Source organism: Desulfobacter sp. (assembly GCF_050177295.1).
The window spans coordinates 1-25,475 of the sequence record NZ_JBFXHE010000020.1; the positions used below are offsets into that span (position 1 = coordinate 1).

Consider the following 25,475-nt stretch of genomic DNA (forward strand, 5'->3'; position numbering starts at 1 on the left):
AAATATAAAGCATTCTGTTAACATGGGGATAATAACTGGTAGCTACGTTCCATGTCAATTTTTAAAAACTGGATCATCGAGTATAAAAAAATTCAGTCATTGAATTACGCCAGTTCGGACATTTATCCGTTGCCAGATATTTCCTTCCCCGGTAAGGATTGTTTTTTCCTCCTGGGAATCTGCCAGCGAAAAGGCGATTTGTAAAAATTCGTCTTCAATTGCTTTGTATAATTGAGGCAAAATTCATTTGATTGGCCGCGGCTGTATCCACGGCAGCCCCCCCTGGATATCCAGAATGATCACCTTTGCCGCAGTTGCCATGATTTTTGTGAGCATGGTATTCATCAGAATATTGATTGCCAATGCGCTATCAATTCGATCAATATCTGATGTATTCATCCAATGGTCTCCTTTGTTTGGGATTTAATCCGCGGTCCTTATCTGATGATATTTTTTGCCCCAAGTCCTTCTTTTAATAAAAGAAGGCCAGCACACCGGCTTAAACTGACCGAGTTCAACGGGGATAGTGCTTCCACCGTTGTGGCGGACCGTCAGCTCCTGCACTTTATACCACCTCTTCAGTTGAGTAAAAAGAATTTTTTGTACAAAAGTAATTATGACTTGACAAAATAGCTGGTTCACATCTTATATAGAGCAATGTCAATGAAGTTATTAGGAATAATGTTGCATCTCGCAACATCCAGCCCGGATCATAAATAAAACGTGGGGATGATTGTCATGAATAGCGAACAACTTTTCGCATCGTTTCTTTTGGACCGCTCCAAAGGATTTGACATAGCAGTTGACGCACTGAGTGTTATTGAGGCAACAAACGTTCGCCCTATCGAGCCCGTGCCCGGCAGTGCCGATTTTTTCGAGGGCTTCATGCGTCTTAGAGAAGATGTTATTCCGGTGATCAATTTAAAAAAAAGATTTGGGTTTGATGAAACCGCATATGATGAAAATGCCAGAGTGGCGGTGGTCTCACTTGCCGGTTACCGCTTTGGCCTTCTCTTTGATGATATTCTGGATGTATTGCGCGTGGCACCGGAGCAGATTTCTGCCATCCCCAACGTATTGCTTTCCAAAACGTGTTTGATTTCAGGTTTGATTTGCCGGGGCACAAGAAATCTGGAGCTTCTGGATTTAAACCGGCTTTTTGAAGGTGAAAGCCTGTTGCCGCAAGCAGATGGCCAGGGACAGGCACAAGAGGAAAAACAGCAAAGGGTCTATCGCCGGTTTATTATTTTTACCTGTGACGGTCAGGATTACGGTGTGCCTGTGGAGCATGCCAAAGAGTTAACCTATTTCAAATCAGTGGATAAAACGTTTTGCCACGGGTGTATTGAAGGGGCGCTGCGACTTCGCGGCCGTACGATTCCTGTGGTTGACTCCTTTGTGCTGCTGGAGAGAAAAACCGCTTCTCAACACGCACTGGAAAAAAATGATGATACCCGGCGTATTTTGATTCTGGAAGCCACCGATGTGTGTTTTGGCATGATTATGGATACGGTACACCGGATTTTAACTGTGGGCACCCACGAAATTCTGCCCATGCCTTTCCGGGAACAGCAAAGTGTGACAGGTCTTTATGAAACAGGCCAGGCGTCGAGCATTATGCTGCTTGATGTTGACAAATTGATCCAGAACCATGTGGAAACGCTGCAATCCATGGCCCATATGAAAGACAGAAGTGAAAAAACAGAAGAGGTAACAGCGGCCCATCATCTGATCACCGAAAACGGCTATCTGGTGTTTACTGTTGAAAAACTTTTCGCGGTTCAAATCAGGGATGTTCAGGAAATTATCCATAGGGACACGGTTATGCCGATACCTTCCGCCCAGGGGCACGACTCCGAAGTCATTAATTTACGAGGGATTGTGGTCCCTGTGGTAAACATGCGCCGCTTCTACGGATACCCGGATCGCAACAGATCCGGAGAACAGTTGATCATATGCAGAACTGAGTCTGTGACCGTGGCTCTTGAGGTTGATAATATAAATACCATATATAAGCAGGAACAACATTTTGATACCCCTTCCCTTAATGAGCAATTTCAGGCCAAGAAAGATACGGTGGATCGTTTGATTGATTTTTCTGATCAAGAAGGGGGGCAAAAGCATGTATTAGTAATTAATATCCGTAATCTGGTTTGCAATCATCTAAATTGCGGACAAGCTTTGACTGTTGAACAATAGGTTTCTGCGGTCCTAACCATTAAAGGAGAATTATCATGTCAGATTCCAATAAGGATCTGGAATCATTTAATCAAGCATGCCTTGAATTGATGGCAGACCCGTGCTGCGTGGTGGATAAGGGGATGTCCGTTACCTGGGCCAACGCGTCATTTTATACTGCATTTGGTGTTTCAAAGGAACAAATTCAAAAAGGAATAACCTGCGAGGAGGTGATTTGCTCCCAGTTCTGTGGAACCAAGAACTGCCCTGTTGCCAAATCCAGGCGCATTGGTAAGCGTACCAGTGCCGAAATATTTTTTAAAGGTGACGCAGATGCGCTTACCTGGTACGAATCCATGACTGCTCCCATACCGGATGAAACAGAAAGAACCCTGATCTCCCTGCGGGACATCACATCGGTCAAAGCGCTGAAATCCAGGTTATCCCAAATGGAGACCGATCTTAACGTCATTCCCACGCCTATAATGGAAATTGATACCCAGTTTACGGTGACTTATATGAATCCTGCAGGGGCGGCAGTGGCGGGTTTGACACCGGACGAAATCGTGGGCAAAAAGTGTTACGACCTGTTTAAAACCCCCCATTGCCGTACCGAACAATGCGCTTGTACCCGTGCCATGAAAACGGATTCGGTGATCAGTGCCGAAACCATTGCCCGGCCTAAAGACGGCGTCATCATACCCATCAAATATACCGGTGCCCCCATCAAGGATGCCAAAGGGAACATTAAAGGGGCCCTGGAATACATTGTGGATGTGACCGAAGAAGCGGCCCAGCGCCAGATGGCCAATGAAAAAATCAACAATTTAAACATTATTCCCACACCCATTATGGCCATTGACAGCGAGTTCAACGTCACTTTCATGAACCCGGCAGGATCGGCCGTGGCCGGCCTGACACCGGACGAAGCCATGGGCCGAAAGTGCTATGATCTGTTTAAAACCCCCCATTGCCGCACAGAGCAATGCGCCTGTGCCCGCGCCATGAAAACGGATTCGGTGATCAGTGCCGAAACCATTGCCCGGCCTAAAGACGGCGTCATCATACCCATCAAATATACCGGCGCCCCCATCAAGGATGCCAAAGGGAATATTAAAGGGGCGCTTGAGTATATTATGGATGTGAGCGAAGAAGCGACCCAGCGCCAGGCTGCCAATGAAAAAATTGAAAACCTCAATGCCATTCCTACGCCGATTATGTCCGTTGATACCGAATTTACGATCACTTATATCAACCCGGCAGGGGCGGCAATCACCGAACTTGAGGTGGATGAGGTCATTGGCAGAAAATGTTATGACCTGTTTCGAACCCCCCATTGCCGTACGGAAAAATGCGCGGTTGGCCGGGCCATGTTAGAGGATCGGGTTGTCTATGAAGAGACCATTGCGCGTCCCAGAGACGGGATGATCATGCCCATCAAATATACAGGCGCTCCCATAAAGGATGCCAAGGGCAACATTAAAGGCGGCCTGGAATTTATTCTGGATATTACAGAAGAAGCACGTCAGCGGCAGGAGGCTGCCGAAAAAATAGAAAATTTAAACGTGATTCCCCATTCCATTCATGCGGTGGATTTGAACCACAACATTACCTATATCAACCCGGCCGGCGCTGGATTGCTGGGGCTTTCTGTGGAAGATGCCATTGGACGCAAATGCTATGACCTGTTTTGCACAGAACGCTGTAATTCGGAAAGGTGCGGGGTGAGAATGGCCATGCGCGACAGTTCTGTGTTCACGGAACAAGCCATGGCCAATATAAACACCAGGCAGGTGCCCCTGAAGATTACCAGCGTTTCAATCAAGGACGCCAAAGGCAATATCAAGGGCGGGCTGGAGTTTGCAGTGGACGTGGCCCGGGAATTCCAGGTAGAGGGATTAATCAACGCGGCCGGTGAGGAGGTCTCTTCCCTGGTTTCAGATTCTTTAGCCAAGATGGAAAACGCAAACGCCAATGTTTTAACCATGAATACCACCATTGAAAAGGAAGTGAAGGACCTGGCAAAATCAATGGACGTGATTCAGTACATGGTGCAATCCGCGTCTGAAATGGTCTCTTTGACAACAGATTCCAGCAAGATGGCAACAAATGTGGCCCAGGATGCGGCGGCCGGAAAAAAGGCAGGCTCAGAAGCCGGTAAAAAAATGCAGGCCATTAATCTGTCCATGGAAGCGTCAAATCAAATGGTTGTCAACCTGGTCAGCCAGTTGAAAAAAATCGGCAGTTTTGTGGGTATTATAAAGGACATTGCCTCCCAGACCAATCTTCTGGCATTTAACGCAGCCATTGAGGCGGCCCGGGCCGGGGATGCAGGCCGGGGCTTTGCGGTGGTGGCGGATGAAGTGCGAAAACTTGCTGAAAATTCATCCAGATCCGCAGTGGATATTGCCGATATTGTGAAGAAAGTGGAGGAGGAATCCCGGGATACCATAGAGTCCATGAAAGATGGTATGAAAATGCTTGGCCAGGGCAGCGAAGTGATAAAAAGCGCCCTTGACTCCATGGATAAAATTTCCGAAGGTATTGAAACGATATCCAGTGCCATTGACCAGATTGATAAAAAGTCAGATGTACTGAGCGACAACGGTCAGGAAGTTAAGCAGCAGATCGAAGGCGTGGTGGCCGCGTCAAATGAGAATAAGTCTTCTGCTGACCTTGTGGGCGGCTCCATTAACGAAACAATGGCTGCCCTTGAAAAACTGGCCCGATCCAGTAAGGAATTGAGTGCTGCAATCCGTTCCATGTGATTAAAAATGGCATTTTATGGCAATTGTATATTTACCTCACGGCTGTGCCTGAAAAAGCTGGCCGTGAGCGATCTTGAACTGCTGGCTGAATGGAGCCATGCTCTGGAAGCCAACGGCCCATACCTTTCTCCTGAAAATCTTGATGTTGAACACTTGATCCATCAACTGGAATCGGGTGCCTTATGGAACGATAAAGAAAAACGGTTTATGGTGTGGTTAAAAAAGAGAACCCCCATTGGATCCATTCGGTACTGGACTGTGTCCGGTCAGTTCAGTACGGTTGTCATCTCCGTTAAAATTGCGCGGGAAAGCGAACGGAACAAAGGGTATGGCACGGAGGCTCAGAAATTTTTGATCAAACATTTAATGGAAAATGAAAACATCCGGCAGGTGCAAATGTATACTGACATAAATAATATTCCCCAGCAGCGATGTCTTGTTAAGCTTGGATTTGAGATGCAGGAGGCTGTCCAGTACCAGGACCAGAACATCATGCGGAACGGGTTGCTTTTTACCCTGTCCGGGCAAACGTTTGCGCGTCATCCTATTTACCGGTACCACAATGAATAGAGCAGCAACCGGCAAAGATGACTGATTTGCGTACCGGGCTGGTGTTTGACCAGCGTTATTTACACCATTGCATTCCTTTGGCAAGCCTTGAAAATCCCAACCGGGTGAGAAGCCTTTATCTGACCTTAAGCCTGTCCGGATATACCGAACGGTGCCAGGTCATTGAGCCGCGGGAAGCAACTATTGAACAGGTTCTGGCAGTACATTCCTCTTTTTACCTGGATCAGATCCGGAAACATGCGGTTCATTCCGATCCTTTTTCCTATGACAGGGATTCTTACCTGATGGAGGATTCCCTTATCACGGCACGGCTTGCCTCGGGCGGCTGCATGAACCTGGCGGATCAGATCATGGCCGGAAAACTGGACCAGGGTTTTGCCCTTGTCAGGCCCCCGGGGCATCATGCCAGTACCGGGCGGGGCATGGGATTTTGTATTCTCAATAATATCGCCATCACCGCAGAATATTTGCGGCATACATATGGCTTACGCCGCATTTTAATCGTGGATTTTGATGCCCACCATGCCAACGGCACCCAGGATGTATTCTACGATACCAATGAAGTGATGGTGCTGTCTATTCATCAACAAGGCATTTTCCCTTTTTCAGGGTGCGCAGAGGAAACGGGCGTGGAAAAAGGCCTTGGGTATACCATCAATGTGCCGGTGTTTTCACAGTTTGGCGACAGCGAGTATACCTTTCTTCTCGGCCAGTTGCTTAATGCCGTATGTGCCCAGTATCTTCCCCAGATTATTCTGGTCTCAGCCGGATATGACGGACATGTTGATGACAGTATCAGCCAGATTCGTCTGAGCACCAGATGGTTCAGGAACATCACCATGATGCTGCGTTTCCATGCAAAACAGGTATGCGATAGCCGCCTGCTTTTGATCCTTGAAGGCGGATACAATCCTGACTGCCTGGAGGCGTCTATACTGGCCACTCTGGACGGACTTCTGGAAACAAGGGTTGAGCCAGTGGGGGTTATGCAGGCCAAACGGGCAGACAGGGTGCTGGCAGATCACCCGTTAAAACAGTTCTGGACCTTGTAATTTAAAGTGATACAATCTGACCTTGTTGATTGATTTTGTTGATTGATAAGGAAGTACGGATGTCTGGTGACGAAAATACGGTGCCGGCCGCGGAATTGAACTCCTTGTTCCACGAATGCCGTAAATGCGGTGCCTGTTGTAAACGGTATAGAAAAGTGCTGCTCAAACCGGAAGAAACTGAATTTATTCAAAAAATGGGCGGCTATGTTGGCGTTGGCCTGTCGCTGGATGCATTACGGAACAAATCCCTGGAGGAACTTTCAAAACAAGCGGCAGCCCAGGGCAGGCTGTATATGATTCATCCGGATCAAACCGGGTGCGTTTTTTTACAAAAACGTAACGGCAAATATTTCTGCAAAATCTACCACTACAGGCCTGAATCCTGCCGGGGATTCAGGTGTAACCTTGCTGACGGGTCCCTTCAAAATATCTTTGGGACGGATGCCATGCATCTGCTGGGGAAAGACCGTTTCGGACTGCCATTAAAAACCATACCCTGACGAGGCATGCCCGGCAGGGAAAGCAGTGGCCCGGTTAACCGGTCTGTTGAAAAACAAACGCCCCTGAAAGGTTTAAAATCATTCAGGCAAGGCATATCACCTGATGGAAATGGGTTTTCATCTGCTTCCACCGAACCTGGACTCTGTTTTTTTCTTGTTATTTATCCTTATTTTATTAATAATCCACTCAAATCGGGGGATTTAAAAATCCTTGTCTAACGGGCTGAAAGGCAACAACTACAGGCGGTCATAAATGAAAATGATAGAACAGATATGCATAAAATTTTTCAGGCAGTACAGCAGGCAGATTGGAAATCAGGCCGGTTTTTCCTTTATTGAACTGATGGTGGTTGTCATCATTCTGGGGATTCTGGCCGGTGCCATTGTGCCAAGGTATATGGATAAGGCGGACAAGGCGAAAATCGTCAAAGCCCGGGTGGACATTGCCGCCATTGAAACCAGCCTTAAAATGTACAAACTGGACAATGGGGTTTATCCCACAACGGAACAGGGCCTTTTGGCCCTGATCGAAAAGCCGACCACCGATCCTGTACCCCGCAACTGGAATGAAAACGGGTATTTTGAGAAGAAAAGAATGCCCAAAGATCCTTGGGGGACCGAGTATGTATACCTGTGTCCCGGTGTCCACGGCACCTTTGACCTGATTTCATATGGTGCGGACACAGAATCAGGAGGGGAGGGCATCAATGCGGATATCACCAACTGGGAAGATCAGGAATAACCATTCCGGATTCACCTTTGTTGAACTGATGGTGGTGGTGGGCATTTTCACCATTATTCTGCTGTTTTCAATCCCATTGTTCAGGCAGATTCATTTAACCTCAAACGCTTCTGATCACGTATCCGGTCTGATTCTTTTCCTGGAGAATTTAAAGCTTAAGGCCATGAAGGAAAATAAAACGTTTACCCTTTATATGGATTCCGGTTCCGGAAAAATGTATGTCACGGATGACACAATGGATGAGGATGCCTGTCAGGCTGCCCGAAATAATGGCCTGTCCCTGGACAGTGATCTGCAACTGATCAATCTGGAATTCCCGGATGACGCCGGCCGGGCAAGTGATGACAAACGCATCTGTTTTTTCAGCAAAGGGTATTCAGACCGGGTCCTGATTCATGTCCGGGAACAGCGTCAGGAGATGACCATTCAAATATGCATGTTTCAAAAAAAAATTCATCTGATCGACAAATATGTGTCTTATGACGACTGCATATGATCAATTAGGGAAATATGACGGCTGTCAGGGGCCGGCCGAAGCCGGCTTTACCCTGATCGAGATGATGGTGGCCATGGCCATTATTGCAACGGTCATGGTGGCATTGTTCCGGATGCAGTCCGGAACCATCAGCCTTGCCGGGGCCGATGATTTCCAGACAACATCCCGGTATCTTGCAGCCAAGGCCCTTGCCCAAATTGAGCTTTCCATGAATGATCCCGGGGTCAAAGGCGAGTTTGGCCAGGCGTTTGACGGGTATGCATGGCGTTGTGAGGTGACGGATGTAAACGCTAACTTCTCTGATATCATGCCGGATTTTGCCGACAAGATCGGCACATTGAAAAAAATTGATCTGACAATCACAAGGCAGCAGGGAAACCGGTCCTATCATGTTGAAACATTCAGGTATGCCCCTGCAAGCTAACCCCACAGACAGTGGATTCACGCTGGTGGAACTGATGGTGACCTTTGTTATTTTTTCATTTGTCATGGTCATGCTGTTTTCGTCTTTTAATTCATTTATATCCACAGGGCAGTCCATTGCACAGGGTGTTGGCTATAATGAACGGGCCAGGGATGTATTCAGAAGAATTCTGGATGACCTTACCTGCATGTACGTGCCGGAATCCAGGATAACACGCGTCCAGAACAGTGCCGATGATCAGGATGTGGATCCTTTTCAGATGACCGGCAAAGAGACTGGTGTGGGGGGAATGACTTTTTCCACCCTTGAATTTGCCTCTCTTTCAGGACTTCAAACCGGCCGCAGCAGACCGTCCGGTGTAGTCAGGATAACCTATTACGTTCGTAAGAACAGCCAGGGGCTGTTTGACCTTTGCCGGGCCGAACGTCCCGTCGGCAGTGATAAGGACCCAGACCCGTGCTCAGATCCGGTCCTTGCAGAACATATCACCGGATTTACCATTGAGTTCATTGATGCCCAGCGCAATGAACACCAGGACTGGGATGCGGATAAAGACCGCGACGGGGTATCCATCCCTTGTGTACTGAATATCGGGTTGACCCTGAAAAGTGAAAACAAAGAAAAGATATACGAAACTGCCGTGGTTTTACCGGTACAGGGGCAGACCGGTGAATAATAGTTACAGCAATCAAATTTACAGCAATCAAAAGGGTATGGCCCTGATTGCCACCATAGCTGTGGTTGCCATGCTCTGTGTGGTGGCGTTGGAGGCCGGGCGTCTTGCAACGCAGGCGGCGTCCGGGACCATTGCCGAGAATGATATGTTTGCAGCCCGGGAGATGGCCATGTCCGGCATTCATCTGGCCATGATGATTCTGGCCCTGGACGGGGCTGATAATGAGATTGATTCCATCCAGGAACCATGGGCGGACCCGGAACAGATTGCCTTGGCCATGACCGCCATGGGCTTAAATCCGGCAAATTTATCCCTGAAAATTTCCGATGAAATGGGAAAATTGCAGTTAAATGCATTGCTTAAACAATTTCCCGGACATGAACTCAATGATGGTCAGGCGGTGGTGCTGGAACGGTTTTTAACCCTGGCAGCCCCGGAAGACAAGCCCGAAGATGCCGGCAGGGCCGTTGAAATTGTCAACGCGCTCAAGGACTGGCTTGACGCCAAGGACGATGATGCCATAACAGGGTTGACAGGGGCTGAGTCAAACTATTATGAATCCCTGGATCTGCCTTATGCCTGTGCCAATGGTCCCTTAAGGCATATCAGTGAATTGTTTCTTGTCAAAGGGGTTGTTGACTCAATTTTATCCCCGTCATATATCAGTCAGGGGATGGATGGGTCTGTCCAGGCGGATGCAAAAGAGATGTTCACCGCATACGGCCTTTCAGAGGACCAGGATTCGGAAGAGAACCGGTTTTCATTTTCAGGCACGGTAAATATCAATACCGCTCCTGTGGCGGTACTTGCGGCGCTTCTGCCCGAAGGCCGGGACATAAATGCCCAGGATCTTGCCGATTATCGGTCTGAAAAGGCAAGTCTGGGCCAGGAATATACCCATACCCTTGGCACCGGGTGGTTTGAGGAGGTCATTGCTCTGCGTGATGATGAAAAAAAGGCGTTTGAAAAGATGATTACCTATTCAAGCAGTGTTTTCAGCGCCAACTGTACGGCAGAAAAAAATGGCTGTCAGGTGACCTTGCACGCTGTAATTAAACGGGAAAAACAGGAGAGGACAGGCAAATGGTTCTGCCGGATTCTTCAAATGGAAAGAGGATAGACCATGGCCGACCGCCTTTTGATCATCCGGGAAAATCGCACAGGGATTGATGCCTGGCTGGTGGACGGGCGCGGCAAATCCCATACGGTTCAGGATTTGCCCCGTGTGGCCTATGAAGATCTGGCAACGGTTGGGGATGATCAGACCCTGTTTGATGCGGGACTGGCATCTGTTGTCCAGGGCATTGACCCGGTTATTAACAAGGATACCACGGTCCAGGCCATGCTTCTTTTGCCGGCCGACCGGTTTTATTTTCGGCATATCAGCTTGCCCTTTACATCCCGGTCAAAAATCCGGCAGGTCCTGCCCCTGGAACTTAAGACCAGGTTCCCGAAAGAGCTGGGGCCTGTGGTGACGGATTTTTTCCGGTATGAACTGAAAACACAAGATTCGGCCCCATTGGTATTTTCCGGATCCATTGAGGAGGAGATACTTAAGTCCTACCATGCAAGCCTTACAGCTGCCGGGCTTAAACCCGTGGCCATTACTCCCGGCCCCTTGGCCATGGTCGCCTCTTTTCTTAAACAGAACAAAGAAAGGAAAAATTTTATTTTCCTGGACATGGACGGATGCCAGATGGCTTTAATCCTGGTGGCCCAGGCAAATATTATGCAGGTTCGCACCCTTGCCGGGAACGCGGAGCCTCCACTGGCGGCCCAGACCATCAGGCAGATGCTTCTGGGATTCTGGCAGCGGTTTGGTGTAACCGATACCTTTCATATTTATATTTCCGGTGATTTTGACGAATCCGCCCAAAAGGGGATGCATAAATCTCTTGCAGATATTGTTAAGTTCCAGTCCGACGTTACCGGCCAGGATATGTCAGAACCGGAACAACAGGAACCACTGGCCGGGCCGGCCATTGTGGATCTATCCCAGAGCCTTGCCCGGAATCTTGCCCAAAATCTTGCATTGATCTCCCCGGATATAGGAATGCTGAACATGTGCCAGGGGAAGTATGGCGCAGATTCATTCATCCGGGCATACGCGGGATATATCACAAGCTGCTCTGCCCTGGCCCTGCTGGCCTTTATTCTGCTCATGGTCAATATCCACATGGACATATCACGGCTTGAAAAACAGATTGATCAGCAAAACCAGGCCATGACCGCCATTTATAAAAAGACATTTCCGGATAAACAGATCGGAAACATTGATCCTTTGCTGCTCATGCAGGCAAGTGTGGGGGAACTGACCCGGGGCGGATCTGCCAATGCCGATGCTGAAACCTTGGGCCATGTGCAGGCCGGAAATATCCTGCTTGAACTCTCCCTTTGTATCCCGGCAACCGTGGACATCCAGGTGGACCGGCTGATGCTGGATAAGGAGCGGATGATTCTGTCCGGATCTGCGGATAATTATAATACCATTGATCAGGTCAAGGGCTTCATTGAAAAGTCGTTGTTTTTCAAAAGGGTGACTATCGGCAGTGCAGTGGCAGGAAAGGGCGGCAACCGGGAGGACATTAAATTCATTATTGAGCTCTGAATATGTTTGAATTGTCAAAACGGGATAAAAAATTTATAGGCGCAGGCATAGTCTTTCTTGCGCTGTTCAGTCTTGTCTGGTTTGTTTACCTGCCGGCCGTGGACAAGCGGGCAATGCTTGAAAAAAAGGTGGTTTCCAAAGCCCGGGATATCAAGCTGATGCAGACCCTTGAAATGACATGCCGGCAATACACTGAAAGCTTTGACCTGGAAAAAGGGGCACTTAAAAAAAGAGACCCCGGGTTTACGCTGTTTTCCTTTCTGGAGTCCCTGTCATCTAAAAGTCTCGTGAAAAAAAATGTTGCCTATATGAAACCTTTTTCCCAGGACATGGAAAACAGCGATTATATAATTTCCCGGGTAACGGTCAAGCTCGGGCAGGTATATTTGGAAGGCCTGGTGGATTTCCTTGTCAGAATTGAAACGTCACCCCATGGCGTGTCTGTCATTTCCCTGTCCCTGGTAAAATCCGGTGACAGGGGCCAGTTTCTGGACGCAGTCATTGAAACCCAGACCCTGGCGTTAAAAGCAGAAAAAGAAAACAGATCGTAACGCCTGTTGTCTGCTTTACCGGCAATAAAGAAAAGTGCCGGTGAACAACCAAAGGAGAATACATATGTTGCAGGACCATAGCAACGCTTTCACGCTGAAACACATCTGCTTAATCCTTGTGGTGTTATTTCTGGCCGGGATTTTTCCGGTGCAGGCAGCACAAAACCAGGACGAATCAGGATATGTGTCCATGGATTTCAATGATGTTGACATCGGTGTGTTCATTAAATTCATCAGCAAACTGACCCGGAAAAATTTTGTGGTGGACACCAAGGTGACGGGAAAGGTGACCATTGTTTCTCCTGAAAAAATATCTGTGGATGACGCATACAAGGTGTTTGAATCGGTGCTGGATATCTACGGGTTTGCCACGGTTGAAACCGGAAGCGTTGTCAAGATCATTCCTGCTGCAGATGCCAGGGGCGACAATGTGGACACCCGTGTGGCCATGCATGCTGAACAGACATCAGATAAACTGGTCACCCGGCTTATCCCCCTGACTTATGCAAGTTCCGATGAGCTTAAATCCCTTTTATCTCCCATGCTTGCAAAGGGCAGTATCCTTTTATCCCATGCCGACTCAAATATGCTCATTGCCACAGCAACCCTTTCCAGCATTGACCGGCTGCTCAAGCTGATCAAGACCATTGATGTGGAAGGGGTGGGCCGCAAAATCACCATTTTGCCCATCAAATATGCAGATGCGGAAAAGATGGTCACCAATCTGACCAAAATTTATTCAGCAAAAACAAAAAAAGCTTTAAAAAGAAAAAATAGCAGTGATGACCTTTCTGTGGAGATGGTGGCGGATGAGCGGACCAATTCCATTATCCTTCTGGCCAGCGAACAAGAAAGCGCACAGATTACAGCACTTGTGGATGCTTTGGACAAAGAGGTGCCCAAAGGAGAAGAAAAAATCCGGGTCTATTATCTTGAGCATGCCATTGCCGAGGACCTGGCCGCTGTGCTCCAGGAAATTCCCGAAAAGAGCAGCAGTGATTCAAAAAAAGATGGCCAGAAAAAGGCGCCCCTTTTGTCCGATGACATCAAAATCACAGCTGACAAGGCGACCAATTCCCTGATTATTATTGCGGATAAAGATGATTATCCGGTATTGGAAGAAGTTATCAAAAAACTGGATGTGCCAAGATCCATGGTCTATATTGAGTGTATGCTCATGGAGATGAATGCGGCCCGGTCCCTTGATTTCGGCATGGAATGGCAGGCTGCCGGAAAAGTCCACGGCAACGCCAATGGCGCCTTTGGCGGATTCGGCACCACTGCTTCGGATTCCGGAAATTTGGCCTCTGTGGGAAAAGGGGTGCTTCCCAGCGGTTTTTCCATGGGTGTTATAGGTAAAACCCTTAAAATCGGCGGGGTGACCTTTCCGTCATACCAGGCCATTATCCGGGCATACAAGGAAGATTCAGATGTGAAGATTTTGTCCACGCCCCAGCTTTTGACCACGGAAAACGAGGAAGCCACCATCACCATCGGCAAAAACGTGGCCTACCAGACCCGGTCCGCTGCCGAATCTTCTTCCACCACCTATAGTTCATACGAATACAAGGACGTGGGCATTACCCTGAAAATCACCCCGTCCATCAGCCAGGACCGGCTGGTAAGGCTGGATTTCTATCAGACAGTCACCAAACTGGACACCGCAAACACCACCAATGCGGACCGGCCCACCACCTTGAAACGAGAACTTGAAACCACCATTATTGTGGAGGACGGCAATACCGTGGTGATTGGCGGGCTGATTGACGAGAGTCTGAGCAAGGAAGTGGGCAGGGTGCCGTGTCTGGGTGATATCCCTGTTCTGGGCAATGCATTTAAAAGCCAGTCTTCGGGCAGTGACAGAACCAATCTTTTTGTTTTCCTGACCCCCAGGGTGGTTAAAAATACCCTGGAGGCAAAAGAGATTTATCAGGACAAAAAGGATGAGATGGACGAACTTCATAAACAGGAAATCAAATTGTATGATGAAGATGCGCCCATGAAAAGCATTCTTTTGAATTGAGTGATTGATTGAAGTGATATGGAAAAATTAATCCAGCAGTTTATTGGCCAGCTTACAACAGTTGTCACCCTGGACCCTGAACAAAGGGAAAAAATCAAGGCGGCCTGTGCCAGGGACCCGGCCCGGATGCAGGACATGGCCTGCGACACCAAGCTTGTGTCCGAATCCCAGGCCCTGAAAGCGTTAGGGGCGATCTACGGCATTGACTTTCTGGAAGATATCGCTTTTTTAAATCCGGATCTGTCCGTGTCCGGAACGCTTACCCGCAAATTTTTGAAAAAAAATCTTATTGTTCCGCTTAAGCCTGGAAACAAACGTCCGGTCATTGCGTTGAATGATCCATCGGATTTAAGCTATGTGGATGAAGTGGCCATGCATGCAGGCTTTGTTGGGGACTATACCCTGGCCCTGGCCACAAGAGCCCAGATTTTAAGTGCCGTTAACATGATTTTTGATCAGGACGGGCACAATGTCCAGAAACTTATGGACGACATGGAAGACGATGGATTCCTCCACATTGAAGACATTGAGCAGACCGCAGATCTTTTGGATGACACCAGCGATGCCCCGGTTATCCGCCTGGTCAACCAAATGATCTCCCAGTCGGTCAAGGCGGGTGCCAGCGATATTCACATCGAACCGTTCCAGGATGAACTCATTGTCCGGTACCGTATTGACGGAATACTCTACCCCATGATGAGCCCGCCCAAAATGTTCCAGTCCAGCCTGATTTCCAGGGTTAAGGTCATGGCCAAGATGAATATTGCCGAAAAGCGGATACCCCAGGACGGTCGGGCCCAGGTCCGGATGGGAAACCAGGAAATTGACATGCGTATTTCCACAGTGCCCACCAATTTCGGCGAGCGCCTGGTTATCCGGTTGTTGAACAAGTCAGGATATTTCATGAAGATTTCGCAATTCGGCCTGTCCTGTGAAAATGAACGGCATTTGCATGATATTTTCCGGCAGAACCACGGCATTGTACTGGTTACAGGCCCTACGGGCAGCGGAAAGACCACCACCCTTTATGCAGGGCTGTCTGAAATCAACACCCCGGACCGGTCTATTATCACGGTTGAGGACCCGGTGGAATACAACCTGAAAGGTGTGGGTCAGATCCAGGTCAACCCCAAAACCGGGCTGACATTTGCCCGGGGACTCAGATCCATTGTCCGCCAGGACCCGGATGTCATTCTCATTGGTGAGATCCGCGATATTGAAACGGCTGAGATTGCGATTCAGTCGGCGTTGACCGGGCACCTTGTGTTTTCCACCCTTCACACCAACGATGCCCCGGGTGCGGTGACCCGGCTGGTGGACCTGGGCGTTGAGCCCTACCTGATCACCTCTTCGGTGAACCATGTGATTGCCCAGCGTCTCGTCCGGGTGCTCTGCCCCCATTGCCGGGAGCAATTTACCCTGTCCCATGCGGATCTCAGCAGTTTTGAAAGCATAAACGGCCTTTCCCCGGGGCAGAAGGTGTTCAGGCCCAAAGGCTGCCCCAAATGCTTTAACACAGGGTATTTGGGACGTCAGGCCATCATGGAGATTCTGCCCCTGGGCGAGGCGCTGAAATCACTTATCCTGGAAACCTCGGACGCCAACCTGATCAAGGCGGCTGCGGTCAGAAAAGGAATGAAAACCCTGAGAAGCGACGGGTTGGCCAAGGTGGCCCAGGGCATCACTTCCCTTCGGGAGGTGTTGCGCGTCACCCAGGAATAGGTCTTATCCTCTGGTTATGGCCGATTGCTGGTTAAGGAAAGGTAAAATCATTATCAATGACGTTTAAATTTTTGGATATGATCCTTACTATTTCAATCACCAAACGGGGAAAGTCGTGAAATACCATAGCCTGATTCTTTTTGTTTGTTTTATGGGAGGGGCGGCATTTGCCCAGCCAGGCATTGCGGCGGAAAAAGAGCTGATTATCGTGGGCACAGGCGCTGGAATGCCTGTGATCCAGGCCGTGGGCAAGGCCTTTACCAGGGAAAATCCCGATATCCGGGTTCTTGTTCCCCCGAGTATCGGTTCCGGCGGTGCCATAAAGGCAGTGGGCAAAGGTGAATATCTGCTGGGACGGGTGGCACGGGGTATTGCAGACAAGGAGATAAAATACGGGCTGACCCAAACCCCCCTGGCAAAACTGCCTATCATTTTTTATACCCATGCCAGTGTGGTTCTGGACAGCATTACGCCGGAACAGGCCTGCGCCATTTACAGCGGAACCATACGGACATGGGAGGTGTTGAATGCCGGTACGGGCCCCATCCGGGTTATCCGGCGGGAGGAGGGAGACAGTTCCTTGAACGTATTGATTGACCGTCTGCCCGGATTCGCCACCATGACCCCGACCCAGGTGGCAAAGATTACCTATACGGACCAGGAAACCGTTGATACCTGTGCCCATGTTAAAAACAGCATTGCCTATGGGACTTTGGCAGATGTCATGAACCTTTTGTCCATCCATGTGGTCCGGATCAACGGTATTGCGCCCTCCGATCCTGCTTACCCCTATTTCGGGCCCCTTGATTTGGTTTATAAACAGGAAAACTATCAGGGCAGCTTAAAACGCTTTGTGGAATTTCTCTCTTCTGCCGGCGCAAGAAAGGCCATCAGGGATACCGGGGGCCTGCCGGCAAACTAGGAAAAAGATGAGCATCGGGAAAAAAATAGTGTTTTCCGCCACAGCCATGGTTTTGCTGGCCATGGTGCTGACGGTTTCCGGGGTTCTGATCCTTTTGAACCAAGGTCTTGAAACCCAGACCCGGGAACTGATTACAGAGCTTGCCGAGCAGTCCGGGCACCGCCTGGAAACCGGGGAAAAACTATTGCTCAACGCTGTCACTTCCCACATTCTTCAGATCAACCGGAATACCACAGATATCAGCCGGCATAACGGGACCAGGATCAATATCGCCACCGGCCAGTGGAAGGCCTTGTTTGCACGTATGGCAGCCACCTGCCAGAGGGCGGATATTGATTTCATGGTGGTTTTTGACACCAGGGGAAGTGCGCTGAGCGCCTATCCAGGTATCATTGACGAGGCCTGTCCAGAAGCAGACTTTAAAGCCCTGGACATGGGTTCATACTTCCGTCAGGCCATTGCCGCCAGGGACCTGACCCAGACCGGTGCGGTGGCGTTATTCGAAAAATGGGACACAGATACCTGCAAGAGCTATGCTCTTGGTCGTGACAGCGCCCTGATGCTCCTGTCATTGGCTGTGATCCCCAACGAATTCATGGACGAACCCCTTGGATATGTTTTAAGCGGCGCCACCGTGAACAGGTTGTCCAAGCCCTTTGGTTTTTTTTCCGAAACCACAGGTCAATTGTCCATGGTTCTGGACCAGGGGGCACCCCTGATCTGGGCCGGCATTCCCGACAGCCGGACCGAGGTTGAGAAGGCCGTCGGCCCCCTGGAACCAGCCGCCTTCCGGAACAGCGGTTTGGCAACGGACCTGTTAAGACCAATACCCATTGGAAAACAAGCCTTCCATATCAGGACGGTTCCCCTTGAACCATTCTTTTCCCAAACCGGGATTGGCGTATCCAGGGCCTTGTCAGACGCCTGGATTCTAATGGGAGAGCCTGCTGCCATAATCCGGCAGGCCAGCGATAAGATCATAACCGCAGGAGACGCGACACGGAACCGGATTTTGATGACCACCCTTGTCATATCCGCCATGGTCGCGGTCCTGGTGATCACCCTCATGGGGTTGATCAGTCGAAAAATTGCAAGTCCTCTGGCCATGGCTGCCAGGATGTCCAACCGGATCGCCTCGGGCGACCTTACCCCTGTTCTGGATGAAAGCGCCCGGGATGAAACCGGCATTTTGGCCCGTTCAATGAACCTGATGGTAAAAAGCCTCAAAATCCTGGAAGAACAAAATACCCGTCAGATAAGGATTATAAGAGACAGTGAAAAAAAGTTCAGAACCCTTTTCAATACCTCCCACCAGGCCATTGGACTGATCAGACAGGCCAATGGTCTGTTCATGGATGCCAATGACAAATTCTGCCAGGTCTGCCAGCGTCCCAAGCATGAGATTATAGGAGAAAACCCGGAGCAATTGGGATTCCGATTTGAGGATAACACCTTGTCCCTGCTCGAAAAACTGATCCGGGAAAGGAGCACAGACGGGTGGGAAATGGATATTATGGTCAATGGGGAATCCTGCATCAAGATTCTGCTCTACAGTGTGTCCATTCGGATTAAAGAGCGAGACTGCTTCCTCATTGAATTTGAAGATATCACGGAGAAAAAAAAGCTGGAAAATCAGCTTAAACAGGCTTTGAAAATGGAGACCATTGGAACGTTGGCAGGCGGCATTGCCCATGATTTCAATAACATTCTGACCATTATTTTAAGCAACACCGAGATGAGTTTGGATGAGCTTGATCCCCACCATCCCCTCAGGGAATATCTGGATGATGTGAAAATGGCCAGCCTCAGGGCCAAGGAAATTGTTGCTCAGCTTCTCAGCTTCAGTCGGGGATCATCCCCGGTCCTCCAAGCCGTTGACGTTTCACAGATCATCCGGGAATCCATAAAGTTTCTGCGCTCCAGCATTCCAAGTTCGGTTCGGATTATCCATGATATTCAAGCCGCCGGCCTGTTTGTCATGGCCGATCCCATCCAGATCAGCCAGATCATTATGAATCTGTGCATCAATGCCTATCAGGCTATGGAAGACCTGAAAGGGTCCATAGAGATCAGGGTCTGCATTACGACCCCGAACCCGGATCAGCCTGTCAGCCATGGGGATCTTAAACCGGGTCAATACGTCAGGATCGACATCTCAGATGACGGTGCCGGCATTCCACCCACCATTCTCAGCCGTATCTTTGACCCCTATTTCACCACCAAGGGTGTGGGCAAAGGCTCGGGCCTGGGACTATCTGTGGTCATGGGCATTGTCAATGACCATGGCGGGGCAATTCAGGTGGACAGCACCCCCGGGAAGGGATCACGCTTTTGTGTTTACCTACCCCTGACAGAACACGCCCCTGAGCCGGAGAAGACCTCTGAACCCTTTGATATTAAAGGCGGAGCCGAAACAATTCTTCTAGTGGATGATGACAAAAGGCTGAGCCAGATTTTTAACCGGGTGCTCACCCGGATCGGATACCAGGTCAAGGCGTTTACCGATCCCCTGATGGCTGTTGGGGCCTTTGAATCAGATCCTGACTCCTTTGATCTGGTGCTCACGGACATGGCCATGCCCGGCATGACCGGTGCTGATCTCGCCCGGGCGGTCAAAGCCATTCGCAGCGATATTCCTGTTATGGTCTGTACCGCCTACAGCGATCTCATGGATGAACAAAAGGCATGTGAAAACGGTATTGCCGCCTTTGTCATGAAGCCCATTTCACTAAAAGAGATGTCACAGGTAATCCGGAAGGTTTTGAATTCCACAGATGTTCTATCCTAAGGGCCATGGGCCTAATGCCTGCCTGGGTTCGTCATCTTTGCCCAAACGCGTTTTACCTGATCAATTGGTCGGTTGTTTCCTCAAACAACGGCGCTGGATCCACCAGTTGCCCCTGAGCAGATATGGACAGATGAAGGTGGGGACCCGTGGCCCGTCCCGTGCATCCGGCCCGTCCGATAATCTGCCCCCTTTTTACAATGTCCCCCTGACACACCTCGAATTCACTCAGGTGAAAGTATAGCGAGATGACACCGTTGCCGTGGTCTATATACATGGAGTTACCGGCATAATAGTGGGATTCGGCCAGGATCACCCTGCCGTCTGCCACCGCTTCCACAGCCGTGCCTGAGGGTGCCCTGAAATCCAGTCCCCGGTGGGGATCCTTGGGTTTGCCGTTCAGCACCCGCTGCAGGCCGTAAGTGCTGGTAATTTTCCCACCCACTGGCTGATGAAAAGGCAGTCGCCATAACCGCTGGTCTGACCAGGTGTTTTTGGCCTTCTGGGTCCGAATCCTTTCCGCCTTGATCCGCTCCAGTTCAGCCCCGGGAGGACTCACCATCTTTGACGGCAGACTCAGCTCCTGGCGAGGATACGACCGGGTAACAATCTTCACTGACCGATGCCAGACCGTCTCCTTTCCCCCTGACCAGGCCCGGACCAAAAGTGTCTGGGTGCCTGGCTTGATGGTGAGTACATCTGTTCCCAGCATGGCAATTGCCACATGGCATTGCTTCCACTGGGCCACTGACGGCACCACCACCCGGCCCATCCAATGGACAGAAACCCTGTCAAAGGCCTGGGCAGATGTCAAGCGAACAAGGAAAGGCTGTCCCATGCCCGCCTGTTCCGGGTGGGCAAGGACGATGCCCTTTCTGCCATCCGTGCGGGATTCTGCCTGACTGATGGCAGTGATCACAAGGCAAGTAAGTAAAACAGCAGCCAAGCGTTTCATTATTTAATATAATTCCATGCTTTAAGCCGCTTATACGCATACTGGGTGTACTTATTTGACGCATAATTGACTGCTTTGATATATGCCGCATATTCCCGGGCTGCCGGCTGTGTTCTGCCGGCCATGTCAAGGGCGTAGCCCTGGTAAAATGTTGTCTGGGGATTTCCCGGCAGCAGCCTGCTGCATGCAGCAAAATCCGCATGGGCCTGCATGGGTTTCTTTAACGCCAGATTGGAAAGCCCTGAAATATAATGTCCCTGGTTTTCCCGGGGAGAAAGTTGTTTGGCAAGGCCGGCATGGTAAGCGGCTTTCTGATTCTTTTTTCTGATGAGCATGCACTTGGCTGTCATCACCTGGGCCGTATAATCAGTGTCTTTTAATCTGAGTGCAGACATCAACGCACTCTCGGCCTTGTCATACTGTTCTTTGCCCAGGAACTTATCTGCCTCCTGGAGTTTGGCGATCATGGGTTTCAGCGACCTTAAATCCGCTGTGTGGTCCATATACCGATCGCGGTAGAGGCTCAGGGAATGGGTGTCCCGGTATATTCCGCTGTCCCTGTTTCTGGCGGAGTCCAGCCGTTCCCGGCTCATGGGATGGGTGGCAAACAGCATCTGGGTTGAACTGGGCTTTGTGGTATTCATTTGGTTGAGCATTTCCATAAGGCCGGTAAACCCTTTGGAGTTGTATCCGGACCGGGCCATGTACCGGTGCCCTAATGCATCGGCCTCACGTTCGTTATCCCGGGAGTATTTTGAAAGAAACAGCCCCTGACCCAGGTCTCCAAGCTTCTGGGTCCAATCGCCCAGACCTGCACCCTGGCTCTCTGCTGCCACTGAAAGGCCTGCCACCAGAATGGACGAGATCTGTCCTTTGGATTGCTGTTCCGCGGTATGCCGCGCATTGACATGACCCAGCTCGTGCCCCAGAAGAGAGGCCAGCTCCGCCTCATTGTCAAGTTCCAGTAAAATTCCCCGGGTCACGGCGATGGAGCCGCCGGGGAAAGCATAGGCGTTTATATAGGTGGCATTGACCACCTGGAAATTATAGGGCATGTCGGGCCGGTGCACCTGGGGCAGCATGGATTTGCCCACGCCGGAAACATACTGGTTCAGTCCTTTATCCAGGCTTACACCGTAGTCCGAAGAAAATTGAAAGGGCGACTGCTGTTTATCCATGGATATTTCCTGATCCCGGCTCACAAGCATCAACTGCTTCTTTCCGGTGACCGGATCAATGGCACACCCCTGGAAAAGTACCGCTCCTGCCAGGGTTGCGGCAGTTGCTGTACAGCCATGCAAAAAGTCCCGCCGGGTCATTCCGGTGCTTTCAGTCTGTTCCATAGTCCTCCCGGAGCTAGATTCCTTATATGTTGAGCATATCTTTTACATTAATGTCGATGCCAAGCACTCCGGCAAATCGATCATTTTCTTTTAAAGGAACAGACACGGTAAAGCAGAACGCCTTGGTTGCAGAAGACCGATAGACCTCTGAAATAAAGGTGTCGCCTGTGCTGGCCGGTGTGGTGAACCACACTTTTTCCCGCCAGTTTTTTTCATACCCCTCTTCCAGCCCCGCCTGATCTGCCAATGCCCGGGCATAAATATTGGAAGAAACCTGCTTTCCGGCGGCATCTGTGACATAAGCCAGCTCTGCAAAAGGCATCCGATCCAAAAGGCGAGCCAGGGCCGCATCCCGATCTTTTCTGGAACCTACCCGAATCGCCGATTCTTTCGAAGCCTTTTCAACGGCTTGCCCGGCTTTCTGATGGCCTGCCAGATGAAACACGCCGGTGCTGAGAACTATTTCGTCGCACACTGTATTGACTTGCTCCGCAATACCAAAGATCGTGTCAGCATCCTTGACCTGATCGGCCAGAGCGGCTTCAATTTCGACAACATTTGCCGAAACCTGCCTGACGTCCTCGGCCTGACGTTCTGCAGCCTCATTGATTTCAGCAAGATTTCCGGAAAGGGCACCAAACCCGGAACAGACATTATTCAAGGCGGCATTGGCTTCATTGATCTGCTGCTCGCATCCGGTTACATTTTGGGCCACCTGTCCTGCAGCATCCACGGTTCGAACTATTTTTTCCTGCAAAATATTAAGACGGTTTTGAATATCCTGGGTGGCACTTTTTGACTGGTGGGCCAGGTTTCCAACTTCCTCTGCAATAACTTTAAACCCCCGGCCGTCTCCGTGGTTTCTTGCCGCTTCAATTCTGGCGTTTAAAGATAAGATATTGGTTTCATCAGAGATATTGTTTATCACATCAATAATGGAACTAATAGAATCCGAGTTCTCTTTGAGTACCTGGATGGCATCTACTAATACGCTGACCTGTTTTTGAATATCGGAAAAACCCGCCATGGACAGATCACCTTTATTAAGGGCATGGGTGACCTCTTTTTCGATCCCTGAAAACGCCTGTGTTAAATCCTGGGTGCGGTTGGATATTTTTTCTATCCCTTGGGAAATCCGTAACTCAGCGCTTGCGATTTCATTGGCTTTTTCGCTTTGCAGCCTGACTTTATTTTTAAAGTCACCGGATATCCTGAACAGATCCGGACCCAACGAGGCAAGGGCCACAACGCTTTTCATCGTATTGGTCATTGTGTGATTCAGTTTGTTAAATACCAAACTAAAAATTGATTGCACTTGGGAATCAACCCCGAATTTGCTTAAAAAATGGTTGTCAGCCAGATCCCAGGTCTGATCCAGTCGTTTTTTAATTTCTGCCATATTCGTATCTTTTGATACAATCGTTTTTTCTCTCATAAACCCCAAAAACATGATCATCTCCTTTTGGATTAGCTTCTGCCCTTCATTTCTTCAGCCACCATTATGTGCAAATTGAATGCCAAATTATGAAATAAATCAACATATTGATATTATTTGTTCTTTTTATTCCATTTTACGGACATTTTTTCTTTCTTACAATTATCGATATATTTTCTTTAATAAAAATTCATAATTGTCATTTTAATTCAAAAATGTATAGACCGATTTTAACTTTTTTATCGAAAGCAATGGAATTATTTTTCGAACAATTTAAACACCGGGTGACTGTTTACCAACTGCCAAGTTACTCTCCTGATTAAGAATTAAGCGGAAAATTATTGATCTGGAAAACTATATCTTGTTTTTTTAAGTTCGTTCATAACGCTGGCAAGCGGGGAAAGGCCTTGCGCCATTCGCTTATTCACAAATCGCCATTCAGCGGGGCTTTAGACAGATGTACCCTGCCCGCAAAGTCTTTGGTCAACTATATTTTTATACGCATTTTTATCTTATTTTTGTCGCGTTGTTTTCTTTTTAATATTCAAATAAACATGTTCACCATAAGTCAAATGCAAAACATCGCATTTCTATCGTGGTTAAGAATTTTAAATGGGCCGAAACGAATAAAAATGGATAAAATTATCAAAAAAACAAAAACCAGACCTGAAAATCCACGCACACCCGGTTTTCAGGTCAGAAATATCCTTTTTGTTTCCGATCCCTACCATTTGCCGGGACTGAAGGCGGATATCCACCCGCCCCCCTGGGAGATCACCCACGCTGTTTCCATGGAAGAGGCTGCCGCACTGCTCCCCAAGGCGGCATTTGACCTTGTTTTCATTGAAATTGAGGTCCTGGATGCCAGAACAGGAATGACGGTACAGCATATCAAGACCCTTTGCCCCGGCCTGCCGGTAATCCTTCTGGTGCAGCCGGGCCGCTTCAAAAACCGGCCTTTAAAACAGGATGCGGATCACATTTTTATCTGGTCGGGAACACCTGAGATCTTCCATGCCATGGTCCGCTTCATTGAGGACCAATTCTGCAAGGACACCACCCGCCGTGCAGTTCTCCTGGTGGAAGACAGTCTTGAATACGCCTCGTTCTTTCTTTCTGCAGTATACAAGGGAATTGATGCGGCCTTCCCCGGTGCCCGGCGGCCCAGGCTTGTCCTGGCCGGCTCCCATGAAACAGCCATGGACCGGTTCCATGAATTTGGAAAACGCCTTGACTGTGTCCTTTCCGATACCCGGCTCCCCTGGCATGGAAAGGAGGCGTCCGGGGCCGGCATTGACATCCTGTCAACCATTCACAGGGAAATGCCCGGCCTTCCCATCATGCTCATGAGCGCGGAAAAAACAAACAAAACAATGGCCGAGGGCATCCCGGCTCCCTTTCTGGATAAAAATGCCAACCACCTGGACCGGGACCTCCATGAGTTTTTCCTCAGCCTGGCAGCGGACCGCCCGGCCCGGGGGCAAAACCCCCATCCCCAAGACCAGTATCCTGTTCAAACAAGCCCTGCCGGGCTTACCAGAATCGGAAGCGGATCCATCGGTGGTAAGGCCAGGGGCCTGGCCTTTCTGGCCCAGACCCTTAACCGCCGCCCCGACCTTGGAACGGCCTATCCGGAAATGGCTGTCAACATCCCTGACACCCTGATCCTCTGCACAGATATTTTTGACGACTTTGTCCGTGACAACGGCCTGGCCAGAATTACCG

Annotated in this window: 20 protein-coding genes and 1 pseudogene; 17 read left to right on the plus strand and 4 right to left on the minus strand. The window is 49.5% G+C overall.

The window, feature by feature from the left end:
- Positions 1–243: 243 nt before the first annotated feature.
- Complete coding sequence (locus tag AB7U36_RS03080) at positions 244–399, minus strand: hypothetical protein (protein WP_428158342.1); 156 nt, start codon at positions 397–399, stop codon at positions 244–246.
- Positions 400–738: 339 nt separating this feature from the next.
- On the opposite strand from AB7U36_RS03080, the gene AB7U36_RS03085 reads away from it, so the two are divergent.
- From AB7U36_RS03085 to AB7U36_RS03160, 16 genes are all read left to right on the plus strand, one after another.
- Positions 739–2,199, plus strand: a complete 1,461-nt coding sequence (locus tag AB7U36_RS03085) for a chemotaxis protein CheW (protein WP_428158343.1) — start codon at positions 739–741, stop codon at positions 2,197–2,199.
- A 35-nt stretch (positions 2,200–2,234) separates the two neighbouring features.
- Positions 2,235–4,946, plus strand: a complete 2,712-nt coding sequence (locus AB7U36_RS03090; RefSeq protein ID WP_428158344.1) for a PAS domain-containing protein — start codon at positions 2,235–2,237, stop codon at positions 4,944–4,946.
- A gap of 6 nt (positions 4,947–4,952) precedes the next feature.
- Complete coding sequence (locus AB7U36_RS03095; RefSeq protein WP_428158345.1) at positions 4,953–5,516, plus strand: GNAT family N-acetyltransferase; 564 nt, start codon at positions 4,953–4,955, stop codon at positions 5,514–5,516.
- 17 nt (positions 5,517–5,533) lie between these two features.
- Positions 5,534–6,568 carry a histone deacetylase family protein gene (locus AB7U36_RS03100; protein ID WP_428158346.1) on the plus strand — a complete coding sequence of 345 codons (1,035 nt, stop codon included), beginning with the start codon at positions 5,534–5,536 and terminating at the stop codon, positions 6,566–6,568.
- Between the two features lie 59 nt (positions 6,569–6,627).
- Positions 6,628–7,068 (plus strand): YkgJ family cysteine cluster protein, encoded by a 441-nt coding sequence (locus tag AB7U36_RS03105; RefSeq protein WP_428158347.1) that lies wholly within the window; start codon positions 6,628–6,630, stop codon positions 7,066–7,068.
- A gap of 253 nt (positions 7,069–7,321) precedes the next feature.
- On the plus strand, positions 7,322–7,810 hold the full coding sequence (gspG, locus tag AB7U36_RS03110; RefSeq protein ID WP_428158348.1) for a type II secretion system major pseudopilin GspG: 489 nt from the start codon (positions 7,322–7,324) through the stop codon (positions 7,808–7,810).
- On the plus strand, positions 7,776–8,306 hold the full coding sequence (locus AB7U36_RS03115; RefSeq protein WP_428158349.1) for a pilus assembly FimT family protein: 531 nt from the start codon (positions 7,776–7,778) through the stop codon (positions 8,304–8,306). Before gspG ends, AB7U36_RS03115 begins: the two co-directional genes overlap by 35 nt.
- Positions 8,290–8,730 (plus strand): type IV pilus modification PilV family protein, encoded by a 441-nt coding sequence (locus tag AB7U36_RS03120; RefSeq protein WP_428158350.1) that lies wholly within the window; start codon positions 8,290–8,292, stop codon positions 8,728–8,730. The genes AB7U36_RS03115 and AB7U36_RS03120 overlap by 17 nt, the downstream gene beginning before the upstream one ends.
- Entirely contained in the window at positions 8,696–9,406 is a 711-nt protein-coding gene (locus AB7U36_RS03125) for a PulJ/GspJ family protein (RefSeq protein ID WP_428158351.1), read from the plus strand. The genes AB7U36_RS03120 and AB7U36_RS03125 overlap by 35 nt, the downstream gene beginning before the upstream one ends.
- A complete protein-coding gene (locus AB7U36_RS03130; RefSeq protein WP_428158352.1) occupies positions 9,399–10,526 on the plus strand; it encodes a general secretion pathway protein GspK in 1,128 nt (375 codons plus the stop codon). Before AB7U36_RS03125 ends, AB7U36_RS03130 begins: the two co-directional genes overlap by 8 nt.
- A 3-nt stretch (positions 10,527–10,529) precedes the next feature.
- A complete protein-coding gene (locus AB7U36_RS03135; protein ID WP_428158353.1) occupies positions 10,530–12,014 on the plus strand; it encodes a PilN domain-containing protein in 1,485 nt (494 codons plus the stop codon).
- Between the two features lie 2 nt (positions 12,015–12,016).
- Positions 12,017–12,565 (plus strand): hypothetical protein, encoded by a 549-nt coding sequence (locus tag AB7U36_RS03140; protein ID WP_428158354.1) that lies wholly within the window; start codon positions 12,017–12,019, stop codon positions 12,563–12,565.
- Between the two features lie 64 nt (positions 12,566–12,629).
- Positions 12,630–14,588 (plus strand): type II secretion system secretin GspD, encoded by a 1,959-nt coding sequence (gspD, locus tag AB7U36_RS03145; protein WP_428158355.1) that lies wholly within the window; start codon positions 12,630–12,632, stop codon positions 14,586–14,588.
- A gap of 18 nt (positions 14,589–14,606) precedes the next feature.
- A complete protein-coding gene (gspE, locus tag AB7U36_RS03150; RefSeq protein WP_428158356.1) occupies positions 14,607–16,310 on the plus strand; it encodes a type II secretion system ATPase GspE in 1,704 nt (567 codons plus the stop codon).
- A gap of 115 nt (positions 16,311–16,425) precedes the next feature.
- Positions 16,426–17,232, plus strand: coding sequence for a PstS family phosphate ABC transporter substrate-binding protein (locus tag AB7U36_RS03155; protein WP_428158357.1), 807 nt, complete (start codon positions 16,426–16,428; stop codon positions 17,230–17,232).
- A 7-nt stretch (positions 17,233–17,239) separates the two neighbouring features.
- Entirely contained in the window at positions 17,240–20,020 is a 2,781-nt protein-coding gene (locus AB7U36_RS03160) for an ATP-binding protein (RefSeq protein WP_428158358.1), read from the plus strand.
- Positions 20,021–20,072: 52 nt separating this feature from the next.
- Here AB7U36_RS03160 and AB7U36_RS03165 read toward each other — a convergent pair whose 3' ends face one another.
- Genes AB7U36_RS03165 through AB7U36_RS03175 form a run of 3 tightly spaced genes read right to left on the minus strand, consistent with a single transcriptional unit; the run spans position 20,073 to position 23,765 of the window.
- Entirely contained in the window at positions 20,073–20,972 is a 900-nt protein-coding gene (locus AB7U36_RS03165; protein ID WP_428158359.1) for a M23 family metallopeptidase, read from the minus strand.
- Positions 20,972–22,315, minus strand: a complete 1,344-nt coding sequence (locus tag AB7U36_RS03170; protein ID WP_428158360.1) for a M48 family metalloprotease — start codon at positions 22,313–22,315, stop codon at positions 20,972–20,974. Before AB7U36_RS03170 ends, AB7U36_RS03165 begins: the two co-directional genes overlap by 1 nt.
- A 22-nt stretch (positions 22,316–22,337) precedes the next feature.
- Complete coding sequence (locus tag AB7U36_RS03175) at positions 22,338–23,765, minus strand: methyl-accepting chemotaxis protein (protein ID WP_428158361.1); 1,428 nt, start codon at positions 23,763–23,765, stop codon at positions 22,338–22,340.
- A gap of 617 nt (positions 23,766–24,382) precedes the next feature.
- On the opposite strand from AB7U36_RS03175, the pseudogene AB7U36_RS03180 reads away from it, so the two are divergent.
- A pseudogene (locus AB7U36_RS03180) lies at positions 24,383–25,475 on the plus strand (PEP/pyruvate-binding domain-containing protein); the annotation flags it as partial.